The sequence below is a fragment of the Pseudomonas baetica genome (assembly GCF_051216495.1).
Lineage (GTDB): Bacteria > Pseudomonadota > Gammaproteobacteria > Pseudomonadales > Pseudomonadaceae > Aquipseudomonas > Aquipseudomonas baetica_B.
In genome coordinates this window covers 1-19,857 of record NZ_JBPKAM010000045.1, presented here as the reverse complement: position 1 = coordinate 19,857, position 19,857 = coordinate 1, and the positions used below count along the sequence as shown (strand labels likewise).

The 19,857-nt window shown below is 60.1% G+C and carries 15 protein-coding genes; all 15 read right to left on the bottom strand.

The features are described from left to right. Positions 1–2 precede the first annotated feature (2 nt). The 15 genes from ACSFE6_RS16975 to ACSFE6_RS16905 all read right to left on the bottom strand — a co-directional run bounded on the left by ACSFE6_RS16975 (position 3) and on the right by ACSFE6_RS16905 (position 19,748). Positions 3–1,073 carry a class I SAM-dependent methyltransferase gene (locus ACSFE6_RS16975; RefSeq protein ID WP_435428708.1) on the bottom strand — a complete coding sequence of 357 codons (1,071 nt, stop codon included), beginning with the start codon at positions 1,071–1,073 and terminating at the stop codon, positions 3–5. Further along, positions 1,063–1,920, bottom strand: a complete 858-nt coding sequence (locus ACSFE6_RS16970; RefSeq protein WP_435428707.1) for an NAD-dependent epimerase/dehydratase family protein — start codon at positions 1,918–1,920, stop codon at positions 1,063–1,065. Before ACSFE6_RS16970 ends, ACSFE6_RS16975 begins: the two co-directional genes overlap by 11 nt. Then, positions 1,917–3,143: a methyltransferase domain-containing protein gene (locus tag ACSFE6_RS16965; protein ID WP_435428706.1), complete on the bottom strand. Its 1,227-nt coding sequence runs from the start codon at positions 3,141–3,143 to the stop codon at positions 1,917–1,919. Before ACSFE6_RS16965 ends, ACSFE6_RS16970 begins: the two co-directional genes overlap by 4 nt. Beyond that, positions 3,140–3,700, bottom strand: a complete 561-nt coding sequence (locus ACSFE6_RS16960; RefSeq protein WP_435428705.1) for a dTDP-4-dehydrorhamnose 3,5-epimerase family protein — start codon at positions 3,698–3,700, stop codon at positions 3,140–3,142. Before ACSFE6_RS16960 ends, ACSFE6_RS16965 begins: the two co-directional genes overlap by 4 nt. Beyond that, the gene (gene rfbG / locus ACSFE6_RS16955) at positions 3,697–4,779 is read right to left on the bottom strand and encodes a CDP-glucose 4,6-dehydratase (protein WP_435428704.1); all 1,083 of its coding nucleotides are present in this window, start codon (positions 4,777–4,779) and stop codon (positions 3,697–3,699) included. Before rfbG ends, ACSFE6_RS16960 begins: the two co-directional genes overlap by 4 nt. Then, positions 4,761–5,534: a glucose-1-phosphate cytidylyltransferase gene (rfbF, locus tag ACSFE6_RS16950; protein WP_435428703.1), complete on the bottom strand. Its 774-nt coding sequence runs from the start codon at positions 5,532–5,534 to the stop codon at positions 4,761–4,763. Before rfbF ends, rfbG begins: the two co-directional genes overlap by 19 nt. A 270-nt stretch (positions 5,535–5,804) precedes the next feature. After that, a complete protein-coding gene (locus ACSFE6_RS16945; RefSeq protein ID WP_435428702.1) occupies positions 5,805–9,374 on the bottom strand; it encodes a glycosyltransferase in 3,570 nt (1,189 codons plus the stop codon). Between the two features lie 95 nt (positions 9,375–9,469). Beyond that, positions 9,470–11,041 (bottom strand): flagellar hook-associated protein 3, encoded by a 1,572-nt coding sequence (locus ACSFE6_RS16940; RefSeq protein ID WP_435428701.1) that lies wholly within the window; start codon positions 11,039–11,041, stop codon positions 9,470–9,472. 13 nt (positions 11,042–11,054) lie between these two features. Then, positions 11,055–13,121: a flagellar hook-associated protein FlgK gene (gene flgK, locus ACSFE6_RS16935; protein WP_435428700.1), complete on the bottom strand. Its 2,067-nt coding sequence runs from the start codon at positions 13,119–13,121 to the stop codon at positions 11,055–11,057. Positions 13,122–13,138: 17 nt separating this feature from the next. Further along, positions 13,139–14,419: a flagellar assembly peptidoglycan hydrolase FlgJ gene (flgJ, locus tag ACSFE6_RS16930; RefSeq protein WP_435428699.1), complete on the bottom strand. Its 1,281-nt coding sequence runs from the start codon at positions 14,417–14,419 to the stop codon at positions 13,139–13,141. 11 nt (positions 14,420–14,430) lie between these two features. Next, positions 14,431–15,504 (bottom strand): flagellar basal body P-ring protein FlgI, encoded by a 1,074-nt coding sequence (locus ACSFE6_RS16925; RefSeq protein ID WP_435428736.1) that lies wholly within the window; start codon positions 15,502–15,504, stop codon positions 14,431–14,433. A 42-nt stretch (positions 15,505–15,546) separates the two neighbouring features. Then, positions 15,547–16,242: a flagellar basal body L-ring protein FlgH gene (gene flgH, locus ACSFE6_RS16920; protein WP_435428698.1), complete on the bottom strand. Its 696-nt coding sequence runs from the start codon at positions 16,240–16,242 to the stop codon at positions 15,547–15,549. Between the two features lie 53 nt (positions 16,243–16,295). Further along, the gene (gene flgG, locus ACSFE6_RS16915; protein WP_433736649.1) at positions 16,296–17,081 is read right to left on the bottom strand and encodes a flagellar basal-body rod protein FlgG; all 786 of its coding nucleotides are present in this window, start codon (positions 17,079–17,081) and stop codon (positions 16,296–16,298) included. Positions 17,082–17,126: 45 nt separating this feature from the next. Then, the gene (locus ACSFE6_RS16910) at positions 17,127–17,867 is read right to left on the bottom strand and encodes a flagellar basal body rod protein FlgF (protein WP_435428697.1); all 741 of its coding nucleotides are present in this window, start codon (positions 17,865–17,867) and stop codon (positions 17,127–17,129) included. 321 nt (positions 17,868–18,188) lie between these two features. Further along, positions 18,189–19,748 carry a sigma-54-dependent transcriptional regulator gene (locus ACSFE6_RS16905; RefSeq protein ID WP_435428696.1) on the bottom strand — a complete coding sequence of 520 codons (1,560 nt, stop codon included), beginning with the start codon at positions 19,746–19,748 and terminating at the stop codon, positions 18,189–18,191. Positions 19,749–19,857: the final 109 nt, after the last annotated feature.

Sequence of the window (19,857 nt, the reverse complement as noted above, 5' to 3'; positions counted from 1 at the left end):
AGTCACTGGAACGAAGCACTGTCGACGGCGTGATAGACGTAGCGCCCATCAGTCATCCGCTTGATTTCTTCGAGGTAGTTGGAGTTCATCACAAACAGGTTGGCGCCTTCGGGCAAAGCGTCCATGGCCTCTTGCGGCGAGGACACGCGCACGCCGCTCAAGGGCAGGTAGCGCCCTTGTTTGGCCGGGTTGATATCCACTACGCGATCCACCGCCACACCGGCCCGTTGCAGGAACAACGAATAGATCACGCCTTTGGACGATGCTCCCCAGATCGCCGAACCCTGCGCGGGTGCGGCCTGGATGATCTGCACCGCGCGCTCGAGGCTGGCGGTGAAGCCTTCGGGCAGTTCCAGGCGGGGCACCGGTTGTTCCGGGGTCAGGCGCAACGTGGCCAAGTCGGCGACGATGTACAGGTACTGGCCGCCAAACAGGTGGCCGGCCTCATGCACCGTGCCGAACATCCGGCGCAGGTCATCGAGGCGGAAATAATTGACGTGCTCGTAAAACAGGTCGAACCAGGCGCGGTGCTCAAGAATCCAGTCCAGGCAAGGCACTTCGATGTAGATCTGCCCGCCCTGATTGGCCTCGGCCATCTGCGCCAGGAAACCCACAGGGTCCTGGATGTGCTCCAGCACATGACGCAACACGATGGCGTCCGCCGCCAGACCGAGGCCTCGTGTGAACGGCGCCTTGATCACATCGGCGTTGTCGCCTTCATAAGCCGGATCGATGCCAGTGATGGAGTAACCGAGGCCCTTGAGCAGTTCCAGGAAATAACCTTTGCCACAGCCGACCTCGATCAGTTCCTGCCCCTTGAAGTGGCGGGCAATGATGCCTTCGACGTCGCTCAGATGTTTCTGGAACTGGCCCGAATGTGCCTGCTCATTCTGGTAGTCGGCGTCATAGTTGAGCTTGTCGGCATCGAAGGCCTGATTGAAGATCAACCCGCTCTTTTCATCCTGCACCAAGACCATGTCGGCACAGGCCGATGCCTTGGCTGACTGTGGGTCGGCGAAGGTACGGTTTTGCAATACGGGCAGGTCGGCGACCCGATACAACTCATGCCTCATGCTCTGCTCCCAGTAGCTGTTGCAAGCGCGTTGCCACACCCCAGAACGCCATCGGTTCGTGGGACGGATAGGGGTAATGCCCCAAGTTCAAACGGATCGACGCACCGCGTTCACGCAGCCGCTGCTCCACCAGTGCCCTGATCGAAATCGGTTGGCCGCTGGAACAGTTGATCACCCCGTTGAAGCTTCGCTTTTGCAGGATCGACGCGAGGTAACCGGCGCTCGTTTCAATCGCCAGGTAATCGCGCAACTGCTCGCCCGCAGACATGTTGAACGCGTCGTCACCGGCATCGATCGCCCGGTCCAATGCCGCCAGCAAACTGCCGGGGTTCTGGCCTTCGCCATGCAGATAAAACAGGCGCGCCCATTGCAAAGTGAACGGCTGGACGTGTTGCAGGTTTTCCAGAAACAGGCGCAAGGTGTTTTTTGCCAAGCCATAAGGATTGGCTGGCCGTGGCTCAGTCTGCTCGGTGAGCGGCCCGCTCTGCATGCCGTATTCGAAACACGTACCGGTGACCAGCACCTGCGGAACACCGGCCTCGACCGCGCGCTTGATGAACCGGTAGTCGGCCATCAGGTTGTGCTCAAAATGGAACAGCGCCTGGTAGTTCGGCAACCCCGGCCAGGCCAGGTGCGCCAAGGCATCGACGCCCTCGGTCAACGCTGCGACATCCAGATCGTCGGCGTGGATGTCCGCCGCGATGAACTCCACGGCATTGATCCACGGTAATCCCGCTGCGGTCCCGGCGTTGCGCGCCACGGCCCGAACCTGACAACCACGGGCCAGCAACGCTGCAACCAGATGCCGGCCAACAAAACCGGTGGCCCCGGTCACCAGCACCTTCACAGTACGGTCAACTCAGGCACGGCAATCACGAAACGGCCGCCCCACTGACGTACCTGGCTCAACTGCTGGCTGACCTCGTGCAATAGATTCCACGGCAGGACCAGAACGTAGTCCGGTTTTTCCAGATCGATATGCGCAGGCGATACGATCGGAATGCGGCTGCCCGGCAGGTACTTTCCCTGCTTATGCGGGTTGGCGTCGGCGACCCAGGCCAACAGGTCCGGCTTGACCCCGGCGTAGTTGAGCAAGGTGTTGCCTTTGGCGGCAGCGCCATAGCCGACCACACGTTTGCCGTCAGCCTTGGCTTGCAGCAAAAAACGCAGCAGTTCGTGCTTGATACGCTCGGCAGCGGGCGCCAGGGTCGCGTAGTACTCGGGGGTTTTCACACCGGCTACAAGTTCGGCCTGCAACTGCTGCGCAACCGCGGGTTGCACTTCACGACGCTCACCATCAAGGCGCTGCACGAACACCCGCAGCGAACCGCCATGAGTCGATAACGGGCTGACGTCGAACACCTCCAGACCATTGCGCTCGCACAGGGCTTGCACGGCGGTCAGGGACAGGTAGGAATAGTGCTCGTGATACAGCGTGTCGAACTGCTGGCCGGCCATCAATGTCAGCAGCTGCGGAAACTCGAATGTCGCCACGCCCGTCGGCTTGAGCAAGATCGCGAAACCGCCGAGGAAATCGTTGATGTCCGGCACATGCGCCAGCACGTTGTTGGCCGCCATCAGGTCGGCGGCCCAGCCTTCGCTGCGCAGTTGCGCAGCCGTGTCACGACCGAAAAACAGTTCGCGAATCTCTAGGCCTTTATCCCGGGCCGCTTGCGCGGTGCTGCGGGTCGGTTCGACACCCAGGCAAGGAATGCCGCTTGCAGCGACGTACTGCAACAGGTAACCGTCGTTGGCGGCAATTTCCACCACTCGGCTTTCGGAGGTCAGGGCAAAGCGCTCGACCATCTGGGCCACATAGTGCTCGGCATGGCGCAGCCAGGTGCTGGAGAACGAGCTGAAATAGGCGTACTCCGCATCGAACAGGCTGTCGGCGCTGGTGTAGTCCTCGGTTTGTACCAGCCAGCATTGCTGACACACCGCTACCTTCAAGGGTACCCAGTGCTCGGCCTGCTCCAGCTGATCGAAGCGCACGTAGGCGTTGGACGGCGGCGAGGTGCCCAGATCAATCAGCGGCAAGGTCGGCGGAGCACCGCAACCACGGCAATTCATAAACGCACTCCGGCAAAGTGTTTATCGAGCAAGGGATGGCTGGAATCCCGCGCCGACAGATTATTGACAGGCAACGGCCAGGCAATCGCCAGCCGTGGATCGTTCACCGACAACCCGCCTTCGTGCGCAGGCGCGTAATCGTTGCTGTGCAGGTAAAGCAGCTCGGCATCGCTACTCAGGGCCTGGAAACCGTGGGCGAATCCGGCCGGGATCAACAGGCTGCGTCCATCACCTGCGCGCAGGTGCTCGGCGTGCCAGTGCAGGAAGGTGTCGGAATCGGGGCGCAGATCCACCGCCACATCCCACACTTCACCGCGCAGGCAAGTGATCAACTTGGCTTCCGGCGAATGGGCGTTCTGGTAATGCAGGCCACGCACAGTGCCGCGTTCTCGAGTGCAGGAATGGTTGATCTGACGGATGTGGAACGCCTGACCGAAAGCGCTCAGGCTCCCCTCGCAAAAAAGCCGGGCGAAGTGCCCGCGTTCATCTTCGAAGCGTTTGTGCTGCACGCTGAACAACCCGTCCAGCGGCAACGCCTTTAACAGAAATTCGCTCACGGCGCGCCTCGGTACTGATTGAGTTGGGCCAGGGTGAAGAGGCGCATGTCGTCACCGTTCTGCCACGCCAAATGCCAATCCAGGGTTTGGGTCAGGCATTGCTGCAACGACCAGCGAGGTTGCCAGGCCAGCAATTGACGGGCGCGGCTGCTGTCCAGGCGCAGCAGACCGGCCTCATGCAAGTCACTGGGCTCAACCCGCAACCCGCGTTCTTGCGGCCAGCGGCTGGCAAGCATTGCGACCACGTCACCGACACTGCACATATCCGCTTCACTCGGGCCGAAGTTCCATGCACCGGCGAACTGCGGGCCTTGCTCATACAAACCGGCGGCCAATTGCAGATAACCGGCCAACGGTTCCAGCGCGTGTTGCCACGGACGCACGGCCTGCGGGTAGCGCAAGGTCACGGGTTCGTCCGCCGACCAGGCTCTGAGTACATCGGGAATCAAGCGCTCCGGTGCGAAATCGCCACCGCCCAACACATTGCCGGCCCGCGCCGTGGCCAGGGCCAGGCCGTGTTCGGCATATTTGTCAGCCGCAAAGAACGATGCGGCATAGGACTGCGCCAGCAACTCGCAGCAAGCCTTGCTGCTGCTGTAAGGGTCGTGACCACCTAGCGCTTCATTCTCGCGGTACGGCCACAGCCATTCCTGATTGGCGTAGACCTTGTCGGTCGTCACCAGCACGCAGGCGCGCACGCCGCCGACTTGGCGGATCGCTTCGAGCAGGTTGAGCGTACCCATGACGTTGCTCGAGTAGGTGCCCAACGGATCGCGATAACCCTCGCGCACCAACGGCTGGGCCGCCAGGTGCAGGACGATTTGCGGTTGGGTCTCAGCGATCAGCTCCAGCAAGGCCCCCAGGTCACGCAGGTCGCCTCGCTGATCGTTGATGCCTTCGTGCACGCGCGCCAGTTCAAACAAGCTCGGCTCGGTGGAGGGATCCAGGGAAAATCCGCTGACCTCGGCACCCAGGCTTTGCAGCCACAACGTCAGCCAACTGCCCTTGAACCCGGTGTGACCGGTGACAAGCACCCGCTTGCCGCGCCAGAACTGCGGGCTCAGTCCCATTGCTTCCATGGGGCCTCCCCGCTCTGCCACAACGACTCCAGGTGATTTTTGTCACGCAGGGTGTCCATCGGGTGCCAGAAGCCTTCGTGCTGGAAAGCCTGCAACTGTTGTTCGCTGGCCAGCTTCGCCAGGGGCTCGGCCTCCCAGGAGGTTTGATCGTCCGCGATGTAAGGCAAGACCTTCGGCGACAGGACGAAGAAGCCGCCGTTGATCCAGCCACCGTCGCCACGAGGCTTCTCGGTGAAACCCAATACCGTATCGCCATCGCGCTCCAGGGCGCCATAGCGTCCCGGCGGTTGCACCGCCGTTACGGTGGCGAGCTTGCCATGGCTCAGGTGGAAGTCGACCAGCTCACCGATATTGAGGTCCGAAACGCCGTCGCCATAGGTGAAACAGAATGCTTGCTCATTTTCCAGGTAACGCGAAGCGCGCCGCAAACGCCCGCCCGTCAGGGTTTCTTCGCCTGTGTCGATCAGCGTGACACGCCATGGCTCGCTGTAGTTCTGGTGAACATCCATGCGATTGTTGCTCATGTCGAAGGTGACGTCAGAGGTGTGTAGAAAGTAGTTGGCGAAGAAGTCCTTGATCGCATAACCCTTGTAGCCAAGACAGATCACGAAATCGTGGATCCCATGGGCGGAGTACTGCTTCATGATGTGCCAAAGAATTGGCTTGCCGCCGATTTCGATCATTGGCTTAGGCTTGAGGTGCGACTCTTCGCTGATCCGCGTGCCGAGACCACCTGCCAGAATTACTGCCTTCATCATCTCCCCTCTTGTTCGTCACAAGGCTCAGCCAAGCTTGAAAAAGCTTTTGCGGGCCGTCTGGCTAAAATACGTGCCTTGTCCTGCGCGCACGGACTGGTCGCAAGCGCTCGTTTTATGGCGATATAGGGACAACTTGCAGGAAACGCGCCAGCTCTAAAGCCGCGCGGCTGCGCGGTGCACAGGCGGTAAGCGCGATGAATGTTCAGGCAAAAAAAAACGCAGTCGAAGGTCAAGTCGACTGCGTTTTCCGTGGGCTGGCAGTAAGGATCAGTCCGGCAACCAACCCCACAACCAGTGCTGAAGGTTATCGCCGCGCAACATGAAGTCGCGGTGCACCGCCTCGCGCAGTTCATCGCCCATGCGATAGCTGGCGTCGGGATCGGCCAGGTGCATGCGGATCGCCTGCAACCACTCCTCAGTGCTGTTGCTGTAGACCTTGGTGCACGGCAAGTGGCCGCGATAAGCCTCGGTGTCGGTACAGATAACCGGGTAACCACAGGCGCCATACTCCAGCAAGCGAAGATTGCTCTTGCAGTCGTTGAAGATGTGGAATTCCAGAGGCGCCAACGCCAGATCGAGATTCAAGCTCGCCAGTTTGAACGGATAGGCTTGCAACCCGATGGTGGAATGAAACTCGTGAACATACGGGCGTAATTCATCCGGACACATGCCAAAGAACACCCATTCGACTTCGTCCGCCAACTCGCGCACCACATCGGCGATGATCTCCAGATCACCGGTGTGGCTGGTGCCGCCGCCCCAACCTACCCGCGGTTTGCGAGAGGTGCGTCGTTGGCTGGTCAGCGTCGCCCAAGGGTCGGGCGAGAGCATGTTCGGCACCACGCGAATCTCGCTGTGCATGCTAGACAATGCATCGGCCAAGGGCTGGGTGGTTACCACCACGCGATCACACAGCGCGATACCCTCGCGCAGCATCTGCTCGGTATTGACCGGTTTGTTACGGGCATGGGTATTTTTCTTCGGAGCACTGACCACGTAATCATCGAGCTCAAAAATACGCAGGGCGCCGGAATATTTCTTCATGCGCAAAATGTCACTGACAGCACCTTCGCTGTAGCGGCATTGCAGGATGAGGGTGTCCGGAGACAACCGCTCGATATCCACCGTCGATGGCGACTCGTATGCAACCCGCGCAATCACTCGCCCGGCGGCCTCAAGCTCTGCCAGCGGCCCGGTGACACGATAATGTCCGACGGCCGAGTTATTGACCGGCAGCCCCAGAATCAAGGGTAAGGCACGGGTGCAAAACGGGTTCCAGTTGTTACGCAGCGAAGGTTCCAGGCTGAAGCTGGAAGCGAGGCTCAACGAGGGACTGTAAGCAGGATCCCTGGCGATCTTCGGCAACCACTTGCGATAAAAGACTTCTTGCTCCTGTTCGAGCAAGGCCGGGTTCGAGGGCGTAATTGGCGCACTGCCTTGCGGGGCCACAACCACACTGGCATAAGGTGTCCATACCACCAGGTAGCCTTCTTTGCTTGCCCGCAAACACACATCGACATCGCTCAGGCCAAGGCTGAAGTGTTCTTCATCAAACCGCCCCAAGTCTTCGAGCACCTGTTTGCGCACCATCAGGCAATGACTGCTCACCGCGCTCCAGTTCTGAGTGACGTGCATACGCTGCATGTAACCCCGAGCGCCGGCCGCTTCATCGGAAAACGGCGAACCGACCGGCCCGGCCAAGCCCAGAACCAGTCCGGCACTGACAATGGTGCCCTCGGGACTCAGGATTCGCGCACCGACCACCCCCACTTCAGGACGTTGTGCATGGTTGAGCAACTCATCGAGCCAATCGGCGTCACAAATCACTGCTTGCGCGTCGAGCAGCAACAAGTACTCGCCACGGGCCTGCTCCGAAGCAAAATTGCGAATCGCCGCTTCATTATCGTCACCGGCATATCGCAGAACCCGCAGCATGGAGGCTCCCAACTGCGCCATGGCCGCCAGCCAGTCGAGCATCGCCGGGTCTTGCACACCACTGTCGACGATCAGGATTTCGTATTGGGTGTACGCGGTGCGCTCGATTAATCCCTCGATGCAACGCTGCAAAGCGTACAGCGAATCACCGGTGCGAACGATGATCGACACCTTCGGTCGCGTAGCGTGCAAGTAGTCGATGCGATTGATCAACGGCAAGCTGTCCTGCCGAATGTGGTGCGCCACACCGATGCGATCCAGGTGCGCGCTGACCATACTTGAGTTGCCGTTGATCACCGCCGGCAACGATAACCATTGCGCGTAGTTCAGAGCCGATTCGACCTGGATTTCAGCGATGTGCTCGATCGTCTGCGGGCCGGCATCTTCCACCAGGCGCCAGACAACATCATGGGGCGCCAACTCACCCATGGCCGGATCGAAGCCACCCAACGTCAAAAAGCGCTGACGCTCAAAAGCCAGAGTGCGACCCACATAAGGGTAGGCGCGCATCAGGTCGAGGTTGAAATCCGGCTTGAACACCGGATCGATGGATTCCCCTTCAATCAGGGCTCCCTCGTCACTGTACGCACAAAGAATGCCGGGGGAACCGGCAATTCGCTCGGCGAGAATCAACAGCGCCGACTCGCGCAGTGTGTCGCCAGCACGCAGCAGGTAAAACCAATGAGCACCTTCCAGTTGCGCAATCACAGCATTGAGCTGAAGCGTCCAGTCGGCCTGATACGGCAACTGCAACACGCGATCGTCAGGGGCGCAGTCTGCGTCGGACAGCACGATCACGGCCGGCGGTGAATACAGCTGTTGCTGAAGACTCTGCAAAGTCGTTTTCAATGCAGCACTATCGGCGTCGCTGTCGATCACAATTGGTACGATTTGCGGTTTGAACGACCAGCTATCAATGCGCTGCGGCATCAGACGCTGCTCGACGTCGGAGAACCGGCGAATGGTCAGCCACTCGCGATAGAAGTCAGCGTAGCTATCGCTCTCCCCTCCCACCCGGCCACTCACCACCGTATTGCGATTGCCCAGAATCCGCACCACGCACAACTCTTCCCAGGCATGGGGTTGCTCGGTGATTTTCGCCAGTTCGATGTAGCGCACCCAGCCCGAGGCCGGGGCCGCTTCGCCGCTGCGCGCCGCCAACATCTGGGTTAACCAGCTCCACTCCTCAACGGCCTTCTTGAGCATCTGCGGGCTATTGCTCAAACGTTCCGGGTACAGGCGCTCACTGCTCAATACGGAGCTGAGCGACACCAGGTTACCGCGACGCATCAGGCACACGAACAAGGCGAAATCGAGTAACGCGATAAACCCGCCACCCTCCTGAATCAGCGACGGCAACAAATCCAGCACATCGGCGCGCCGCATCAGCGCGGAACTGAAATTACCCAGGAAATTCTTCGGTGTGCCCTCGAAAATGGCGAGCATGTCCTCGCCCTTGAACAGCGCGTCCGCCGGCGCAAACCGACAGTTATCGACCCGCGACGGCAGGATGAAGTTACCCGAATCACTCAGCATGCGCAGCCCGAACACCAGGTTGACGTCGGCCTGCTCGATCAGTACCTGCGCCTGCAGGGCAACGCTTGGCGAAAACAGGCGATCGTCGTCGCACAACACCTTGATGAATTCGCCCCGGGCTTCTTCGACGCAACGCAGCACATTGCCTTGCAAACCCAGGCGCTGCGGGTTGCGCAAGTAGCGAATCGGGTGCGCTGGCTCGACAAAGGATTCGACGATGTCACGAATTTCGTCGCCGCAAGAATCGTCACAAATGACGATTTCCAAGGACTGATAGGTTTGCGCCAGTGCGCTCTCCAGCGCCTGGCTGAAAAAACGCGGGTTGAACGCAGGGATGACGATGCTGACGAGGGGGGGTTGATTCACGGCGGAAAACTCTCGAGCGGCGGGCCTCTACCCTTTCAGGCAGAGACCCCGGAACCGCTTAGGAAAAGACGGCGGGCAGCTCGACAGGCACACACTCAGATCTTGTTGAACAAGCCCAACTGAGCAATCTTGCTGAAGGCCAGTTGCGAGGCCTGCAGCATGGTCTGTTGCAACGTCAGACGGGTCATCACTTCTGCCGGATCGGAGTCACGAATCGCCGATTGGGTCTGAGTGTTGGCCAGCACCAGGCTCTGATTGGTATCCATTTGCGTTTCCAGTGCCTGACCACGACCACCGACCGAACTCAGGGCACTGGAAAGCTGATCAGTGCCACTGGCCAGGTTTGCGATACCCCCGGCCAGAGAGGCTTGCAGCTTCTGGATGGCAATCGCGTTGCCATTGGTGGGTGTGTTAAGTGCCGTCTTCAACTGGCTCACAGTATCCAGAATGTTCTGGGTTTCGTGAGTGTTGACCGCCACATTGAACTGATCGCCAGCGCCGGGCCCTGGCGCGGCGGTGAGGGTGAAACTCACGCCCGACGCGGTGGCTACGTTGCCGACCATGGTGCCGCTGGACACCGGTTTGCTGGTGGATGTCAGCGGCGCCGCGTACAGATCGAAGTCGGTGGCGCTGGTGAATTTGATCACCGCCGCCCCTGACGGGAAACTGGCGTGGTAGTCGGCCGAGTTGCTGATGCTGCTGCCGGTGACCTGTGCGGCCGTGGTGTTACCCGGACTGCGGGTAGCCGTGAACGAGTCAGGCTTGGCGGCGAGCTGAAAAGAGTGCCCCGGCAGCACGGTGCCCGGTACGTCACCCGTGCCCAGGTTGATGTTCAGGGTCAGGTCGACACCACGGAAACTCACGCTTTGGCCTGCCGTGCTGGTCGGATCGAATACACCGCCCTGACTCGCTTCACCGGTGACATCATTGCCGGCCGAGTCAGTGATCTTCAATTGCGTGCCGCTGACGAAGGACACCGTGTAGGGCTCGCCGCTCCGGAATTTGCTGTTGTAGCTGACGTTCGACGAGACCTGGCCATTGGACAGCGTCACACGTCCATCGTCCACGACCGGCGACGTCATCGTGACCTGGCTACGGCTGGTATTGATCGCTTGCTGGAACGCTTCCCAACCCGTGGTATTGGTGGCCATCGACATCGTATCGCCAACGGCCAGATCGAGGGTCACCTGGTCACCGTTGTAGCTGTAGGTGCCGTCGCTGTTACGCGTGAACGGCACGGTATCGCCCTTGGAGCCGGCGAAGATGTATTTGCCGTTCTCATCCTTGCTGTTCATCAGGCTGAGCAACTGCTCTTCGATCTGACCCAGTTCAGCGGCGTTGGCTTGGCGGTCCTCATCGGTGTAACCGGCGTTGCCGGCACTGACGGCCAATTCCTTGGCGCGTTGCAGGACGTTGTTGATACTGGTCATCACCGCTTCGGTGGTACCCAGGGTCGCCTTGATCGTGGTGGAGTTGGTCTGGTACTGATCGAGCATCGAAGCTTGCTGACCCAGCTGCAACAGGCGCGAAGCGCCCACCGGATCATCGGCGGCGGTGTTGACGCGAACGAGGCTGCTGGCCTCTTCGCTGGTCTTGACCACGTTGGCGAAGTTCTTCTGATAGTTCGAAGCCGTGGACTCGTAATACTGGGCGGTAGAAATGCGCATGGGCTACGACTCCTTAAAGGCTGTTAATCAGTGTGCTGAAGATTTCCTGCGCAGCCTTGATGATCTGCGAAGAGGCGGTGTAGTACTGCTGATACTTGACCAGGTTGCCGGTTTCCTCATCGAGGTCGACACCCGAAAGCGAATCCCGTGAGCCTTTGGCGTTAGCCAGAATCGCTCCGGTCGCAGCGCTGTCGAGCTTGCCTTGGGCCGCTTTGGCGCCAACGCCTTCCACCAGTTTTCCGTAAGCGTCAGTCAGGGAAATGCCCTTGCTGGCCGACCCGGTATCTACGGTCTGTGCAGTCTGCAAACCGGCCAACACAGTGCCGTTCCGGTTGTCCAGGGTACCCGGCTGACTGAGCGTAACGTTGATCGCCGTCCCATCGCCGGGCGAACCGGCAACCGTCATATCGAACTGTGCCGTGCGCTGCACAACAGGCGGGCCCGGATCATTGATCGGCGCTCCACTGGCATCGGTCAAAGGAATGCTCAGGCTCAGCGTGTTGTTCTCGCCGGGCTTGATCGTGCCACTGCTGATCACCCCCCCTTTGGCGTCGAGGAATTGATAGGTCTGGCTGGTGCCGTCGGCGGAAGTTGCACCGAACACCACCTTCACCGGCGTCGAGTTTTTCAGACCGGTCTGAATCGCCAAGGTCGTTGCCGAATCATAAATATCCAGCGGCGTCTTCAGGGTCGGTTGACCACTGGCCGGAATCGTCAACGTGCCACTGCCACCCGCGGCAATCGCGGCCCCCAGTGGTGCAGCGATGGCCAGACGCTTAGAGTCGGTCATCTCGGTCTTGATGCTGCCCGCTGCATTGCGGGTCGGGGTAATTTTGAACGTATCGCCAATGGCAGAGCCACCCGAAAACTTCAACGAGAAGCCGTCGATGACCGGCGCTGGCGTGGTCAGCGTACTGAAGGTCCCCATGGAGGTATTGTCGGGCAGACGCTGAACGGTGTAATCCGTGGAAAGGGGGCCGTTGAACGTCACCTTGTAATCGTTGATGGTCAGCTTGCCCGAGTCCGTGATGCTCACATCGAAGTTGCCACCCCCAGTGTTGCCGCCAGAGGCAATGCTGCGCTGGGCGATCTGTGCGGCACTGTTGATGTTACTGAACAGGTTTGAACCGAAATCACCGTTTTTGTCGATGCCCTGGGCCTGGATGCTGTTCATCTGGTCGGCGACAACCAGTGCTACACGACCCAGTTCATTCATGGCCGGATCCAGCACGGTGCTACGGTAACGCAGCAGTCCACCGATCTCGCCACCGGTCATGATCGAGGTAATGTCGATGGTGCTTGAACCACGATTGAGTTGCAGTGCCAGGCGTCCTGGATCGTCCTGACTCGGCACCACCTCAAGTTTGTTGACGGTGTTACCCATCACCAGTGGCTGACCGCTACCCAAATAGATATCGAGGTTTCCGTCGCGCTCAACAACCTGCGCACCGGTGAAGGTCGACAGCTGGCGCACGGTTTCGTTACGGGCGTCGAGCAGCTCGTTAGGCGAGCCGCCAGCGCTGGAAATCTCACTGATCTTCTGGTTCAACTGAGCCACGGTCGTGGCCAGTTTGTTGACCTGATCGGCCATGTTCGTCAGGTTGCCGTTGATCGTGTTGTTCTGCTCATTCAACTGAGAGGCCATCGAGTTGAAACGGCTGCTCAACGCTTGGGCATCACTGAGCAACAACTGTCGGGAAGCATCGTCACCCGGTTTGGCATTGACGTTCTGGACCGAGGCGAAAAACTTGGTCAGGGCACCGTTCAGGCCGGTGCCGCTATCTGACAACAGGGTATCGAGAGGCGTGATTTGCCCCTGGTACGCCGCCGCATCGCTATTGAGCGAAGTGGTGGTCTGCAACTGCGCATCGAGGTAGCTGTTGTACACCCGACGCACATCGGCCAGCGTCGTGCCGGTGCCGATGAACACATTGCCGTACTGAATAGAGTTTTTGCTGCTCTGCACAGTTTGCTGACGCGAGTATCCCGCGGTATCGACGTTGGAAATGTTATTACCGGTCGTCACCAACGACGCATGACTGGCGGACAATCCCGACATTCCGATGTTTAGCAAACTCATGGTTCAGTCCTTATCTTTTATAAAGGCGTCGTGGTAGCGCCCGCCGCGGCGTAGTTCTGGTAACTCGTCATCTGCCTGGCTATCTGCGAAATCTTGCTGGCGTAGTGCGGATCGGTTGCGTAACCGGCCTTTTGCAACTCGCGTACAAACTGTTCCGGGTTATCGGCCGACTTCACGACATCTTGATAGCGATCGTTGGATTGCAGCAGCGTCACCAGATCGTGGAAGCTGTCCTTGTAAGAGGCGTAGGAACGGAACTCGGCCGTCTCCTTGACCATCTCGCCATTTCTGAACTCGCTGGTGATCGCCCGCGCCGAATCGCCCTTCCAGCTGCTGCCGGTCTTGATGCCGAACAGGTTGTGACTGCTGCTGCCATCCTGGGCGCGCATGACCGATTTGCCCCAACCGGTTTCCAGGGCCGCCTGGGCCACCAGGTAACGCGGATCGACACCAATGCGGTCCGCCGCTTCCTTGGCCATCGGCAGCATGGTGTTGATGAATTCGTCGGCGGAACTGAACGCCTTCTTCGCCGGTGCCAGGGGAATCTGGGCGATGGCACGACCATGAATCTGCAGCCCGGCATTGCCAGAGGCCTGTGCATTGGCCAACCAGTCACCGTTGAACAGAGGACCAGAACCGGTCGGCGTGGCGCGCTCTGGCAATTGAGTCTTGTTGGCCGCCACGGCAGTCGTCGTGGCGGAAGGCACCAGACCTGCCAGCAAGCGATCGGCCAGTTTCGGTGGCAACGCCAGCCGACGCTGATTGATCAGTGCCATGTCATTGCGATGCTCGCCCTCGCCTGTCGGCGCCTTGACCGAGCGCGATGCCCACAGCGGACGCTCGCCATTGACCCGCGACAGCGGCCCGTTGGTGGCCACCGTGCCGGCGGCCACGGGTGTTTGCGCAGCGGCTTTCGCGGCTTCCTGCTTGGCGGCGGACAAGGTTGCCGCCTCCCCCGGAGCCAGCGGCTTATTCTTCGACATCTGCCGCATCAATACATCCGCCAGGCCAATGCCACCGCCCTCGCGGGACATGGAAACGGCCAACTGCTGGTCGTACATTTCCTGGTACTGCTTGGCTTCAGGTGTGTTGAGCGGATTGTCCTTGCCCAGTGCTTCGGTGGCCGAGCGCATGGACTTGAGCATCTCGCCAAGGAACAGCGATTCGAATTCCTGCGCCACCTTGCGCATGTTCGCGTCGCTGTTCTTGTCGCCGACCTTGAGCTGGTTCAGTCGGTTCAGGTCGGAAAACGATCCCGAATCGCTGCTGCTGACCCGCCCGCTCTTGTACATATCCATGGGTGCCGTCCTCAGATCACGATCAGGTCGGCTTGCAAGGCGCCGGCCTGTTTCAGTGCTTCAAGGATGGCCATCAAGTCACCCGGCGCCGCGCCGACCTGGTTCACCGCACGCACGATTTCGTCGAGGGTGGTGCCCGGGCCGAACTTGAACATCGGCTTGGCTTCCTGCTGGGCATTGACCTTCGAGCGAGGCACTACCGCCGTCGTGCCATTGGACAGCGGGCCGGGCTGGCTGACGATCGGGTCTTCGGTGATGGTCACGGTCAGGCTGCCGTGGGTCACGGCGGCCGGCGAAACCTTGACGTTCTGACCGATCACGATGGTGCCGGTACGGGAATTGATGATGACTTTCGCCACCGCCTGGCCCGGATCGATTTCGAGGTTTTCCAGGATCGACAGGTAATCGACACGCTGGCTCGGATCCAGCGGCGCGGTCACGCGAATCGAACCGCCATCGATGGCTTGGGCCACGCCTGGGCCAAGCATGTCGTTGATCTTGTCGACGATGCGCTTGGCCGTGGTGAAGTCGGAACGGTTGAGGTTCAGGGTCAGGCTGTTGCCCTGATTGAAACCACTCGGCACCGCCCGCTCGACCGATGCACCGCCAGGGATGCGACCGGCCGATGGAACGTTAACCGTGATCTTCGAACCGTCACGCCCTTCGGCATCGAAACCGCCGACCACCAGGTTGCCCTGGGCGACCGCGTAGACGTTACCGTCGATACCCTTGAGCGGCGTCAGCAGCAACGTACCGCCGCGCAAGCTCTTGGAGTTACCGATGGACGAAACGGTGATGTCGACCTGCTGACCGGGTTTGGCGAACGGCGGCAAATCAGCACTGATCGATACGGCGGCAACGTTCTTCAACTGCACATTACCCGATCCCGGCGGCACCTTGATGCCGAACTGCGAGAGCATGTTGTTGAAGGTCTGCAGGGTGAATGGCGTCTGGGTCGTCTGGTCACCGGTGCCGTTAAGCCCGACCACCAGGCCGTAGCCGATCAATTGGTTGGAGCGCACGCCGGAAATACTGGCAATGTCTTTTAGCCGCTCAGCTTGAACACTGAAGGCTGCCGACATCATCAGGGCAGCGACGAAGAGACTTCTGAAATTCAACGTAGCCACCTAGAAAGGGAACAGCGGGCTGAGGAAGAAACGGTCGAACCAGCCTGGCTGACTCGCATCGGCAAACGAACCGGTACCCGAATAGGTGATGCGCGCATCGGCGACACGGGTCGACGACACGGTGTTGTCGGTGGCGATGTCATCGGCGCGAACCAGGCCAGCGATGCGTACCAATTCATCACCGGTATTGAGCGTCAGCCACTTCTCGCCACGCACTGCGATGATGCCGTTGGGCAACACGTCGGCGACGGTCACGGTGATCGAACCGGTCAGGGTGTTGCCCTGTGCGGCCTTGCTGTCGCCCTTGGTCGCACGGTCGCCTTCATAGCTGGCACTCAGGCTCAAGTCGTTGCTGCCGAACGGGTTGTTGGTGGTCGCGCTGCTGCCAAACAACGATGTCAGACCGATGCCGGTCTTGCTGGTCTTGTCGATCTGCGAGTTGGCATTTTTGCTGGCCTGGGTCTTCTCGTTCAGGGTGATGGTGATGATGTCACCGACCCGGAATGCCTTGCGGTCGGTGTAGAGGTTCTGTTCGAACCCGGCCTGATAGATCGAGCCGTTGTTCGCAGCAGCCGGCAGCGGCGTGCGCGGCAACACCGGGGCGTAATAAGGGTCATTGGGTTTCGGCGTCACAGGCACGCAGCCTGCGAGCGCGGTGATCCCACTCAGTGCCAGAACAGAGACGAAGCGTTTCATGACCCTTACCTCACGGTGTAGCCGGCGGCCACATGGCCGCCACATAGACTTGATTACAGATTCTGCGTTACGAACGAGAGCATCTGGTCGGCGGTGGAGATCACCTTGGAGTTCATCTCGTAGGCGCGCTGGGTGGTGATCATGTTGACCATCTCCTCAACGGTGCTGACGTTGGAAGTCTCCAGAGTGTTCTGCAGCGTGGTACCGAAACCGGCCAGGCCCGGGGTGCCGACTTGTGGCGCGCCACTGGCGGCGGTTTCCAGGAACAGGTTATTGCCCACCGCTTGTAGACCGGCCGGGTTGATGAAGTCGGCGGTTTGCAGGTTGCCGATCACCTGGGAAGCCGGGTTGCCGGCGACGGTGACGGAAACGGTGCCGTCCTTGCCCACGGTGAAGGTCTGGGCGTCGTTCGGAATGACGATGGCCGGCTCCAGGGCGAAGCCGCTGGCGTTGACGATCTGCCCATTGGAATCCAGGTGGAACGTGCCGTCACGGGTGTAGGCGGTGGTGCCGTCCGGTTGCAGGATCTGGAAGAAGCCACGACCGTCGATGGCCATGTCCAGTGGCTGCTCGGTGGTTTGCAGGCTGCCGGCGTTGAAATTTTTCTGGGTGCCGACGATGCGCACACCGGTACCCAATTGCAGACCCGACGGCAGTTCGCTGTCCTGGGTCGACTGGGCGCCTGGCTGACGCTTGATTTGGTAGAGCAGGTCCTGGAACTCGGCGCGGTCACGTTTGAAACCCGTGGTCGACACGTTGGCCAGGTTGTTGGAAATGGTGGTCAGGTTGGTGTCCTGGGCGGACAGACCGGTTTTGGCAACCCATAGAGCCGGAAGCATTCGATTCTCCTCGTGCGCCTGTTTTACGGCGCGACGTTCTGATAATTAGCTGATCTGCAAGACCCGAGCCATGGCCTGGTCGTCTTCTTTGGCGGTGTTCATCATCTTGATGTGCAGCTCGAACTGCTTGGACAAGGCCAGCACCGAGGTCATCTCGTCCACGGCATTGACGTTGCTCGACTCAAGGAAACCGGACACCAGCTTGACGTCGGCATCGGCTTGCGCAGGCTGGCCGTCCTTGGTGTGAATCGAACCGTCCAGCCCCTTGGTCATGTTCTTGATGTCCGGATTGACCAGCTTGATGCGGTCGACTTCCGCCATGACACGAGGACCTTCGCCCATCGCACGAATGCTGATGGTGCCGTCCTCGCCCACTTCGATCTGCTGCTCGGGCGGCACGGCGATCGGGCCGCCATTGCCGATCACCGGCATTCCGTTGCCGGCGCGTAATACGCCGAGGGCATCGACCACCAGGCTGCCGGTACGCACGTAGCTTTCACCGCCATCAGGGTTTTGCACCGCCAGCCAGCCGTTGCCTTGCACGGCGACATCGAGGTCGCGACCGGTTTCCACCAGCGAGCCCGGGGAGAAGTCGGTGGCCGGGCGTTCCGACATCGCAAAGGCACGCGCCGGAAAGCTGTCGCCGAACACAGGCATCGAACGTGCCTGCTCCAGGTCTTTCTGGAAACCGTTGGTAGAGATGTTCGCCAGGTTGTTGGCATGAGCCTTTTGCGCCAGCGCATTCTGGCTGGCGCCGGTCATTGCCACATAAAGGTACTTGTCCACGCTCTTTCCTCTGCCTGCCGGACGTTTGCCGCCCTCTGCTGTACTGCTGAGCCATAAGCAATTTGCAGACCAACTTGATTTTGGCGAGACAAGGGCCGGTAAACAAAGGACTTGGGAGGTTTAGTGGGGATTTGAGGGATTGTGTCGGAGACGAAAAACCGGCGGTGTCCTGCCGGTGGGTGGCAAGACTTAACCTTGCGTAATGGCCACCACCGCCTTCGCGAGCGGGCTCGCTCCCACAGTAGATCTGTGCAGCACTAAATATCCCTGTGGGAGCGAGCCTGCTCGCGAAGAGGCCGGAACAAACACAGCAAATCCCGGCTAAGACTCCGCTTTGCCAACCTCATACTCGCGCAACTTATTGGCAATGGTGGTATGCGAAACCCCGAGCCGCTTACCCAGTTGCCGACTGCTCGGATGCTCGGAATACAACCGTTCCAGCACCGCTTTCTCGAAGCGCCCAACGATTTCATCCAGCCCGCCTTCGAGGGAAAAATCACCCAAAGGCTGACGCACGCCATAGTCCGGCAAGCGAATATGCTCGGCCTTGACCGTCCCGCCGTCGCACAGGGAAACCGCCTGGAACAGCACGTTTTCCAACTGCCGGACATTGCCCGGCCAATGGTAATGACTGAGCCGGTCCATGGCCGCCGGCGCCAGCTTGGGCAATGAACAACCGATCTGTCGGCTGGCCTGATCAAGGAAGTGTTCCACCAGCGGCGGTAAACCGTCGAGACATTCGCGCAGCGGCGGAATGTGTAGCGACAGCACGTTCAAACGGTGGTACAGGTCCTGGCGAAACTCGCCGCGCGCGCACAACTCGGACAGGTCGACCTGGGTCGCGCAGATCACCCGCACATCGAGGTAAACCTCTTCATCGCTGCCAACGCGCCGGAAGCAGCCATCCTGCAGGAAGCGCAGCAGTTTCACTTGCAGGCGCGGGCTCATTTCTCCGACGCCGTCGAGAAACAGCGTGCCGCCGGCCGTCAATTCCAGCAACCCGAGCTTGCCTTCCGCCCGCGCGCCTTCAAAAGCACCCGGGCCGTAGCCGAACAATTCGGTCTCGGCCATGGATTCCGGCAGGCCGGCGCAGTTGAGCGCCATCAACGGCGATTGCCCGCGCGGACTCGCCAGGTGGCAGGCCCGCGCCAACAGCTCTTTCCCGGTCCCGGTTTCGCCTTCTATTAATAGCGGCGCATCCAGTGGCGCCATGCGCCGGGCTTCCCGCACCACCGCCGCCATCACTTTCGAGCTTTGAAAGATGCTGTCGAAGCCGCGCAACTCCTGCTTGCGCACGTTGTAGATACGCTCCCCTACCCGGTCGGCGCGGTGCAGCGTCAGCACGGCACCGGCCATGGCTTCGCTGTCGTCATGCTCCGATTGCAACGGCGCGATGTCGGCCAGGAACACGTCGCCCTTGACCTTGACCCGCAGACCGTTGATCCGCGATTTGTTGGCGCGTACCAGCTCCGGCAGATCGAAGTCCTCGGCATAGCGCGACAACGGAATTCCCGGCACTTCATCGACCCGCACGCCCAGTAACTGCGCCGCCGCGCGGTTGGCCGCCACGATGGAACCGCCCATGTCGATCGACAGTACCGGAAACTCCAGGGCGCCCAGCAGTGCATTGAGCTCCATGTGCCGACGCTCGCTCGGCATTAGCCCTACGCGCTTGACGCCAAAGACCCCGGCGATCGCCTCGAATTTCGGACGCAGTGCCTGGAACTGAATGTTGATCAGATTGGGACAGTGCAGGTAAATCGCATTGCCGTGTTCACCGCCCACCTCCCCGCGAGCGACGTTGATGCCGTACTCCACCAGCAGGTTGAGAATGTCACGCAGGATGCCAATGCGATTCTGGCAGTGGACTTTGATACGCATAAAAAGGCCCGAAAAAACGGTGAGTGAGGCGCACAACCTGTGGGAGCGAGCCTGCTCGCGAAAGCGGTTTGTCTGATACATCGATGCTGGATTTGCCGACGCCTTCGCG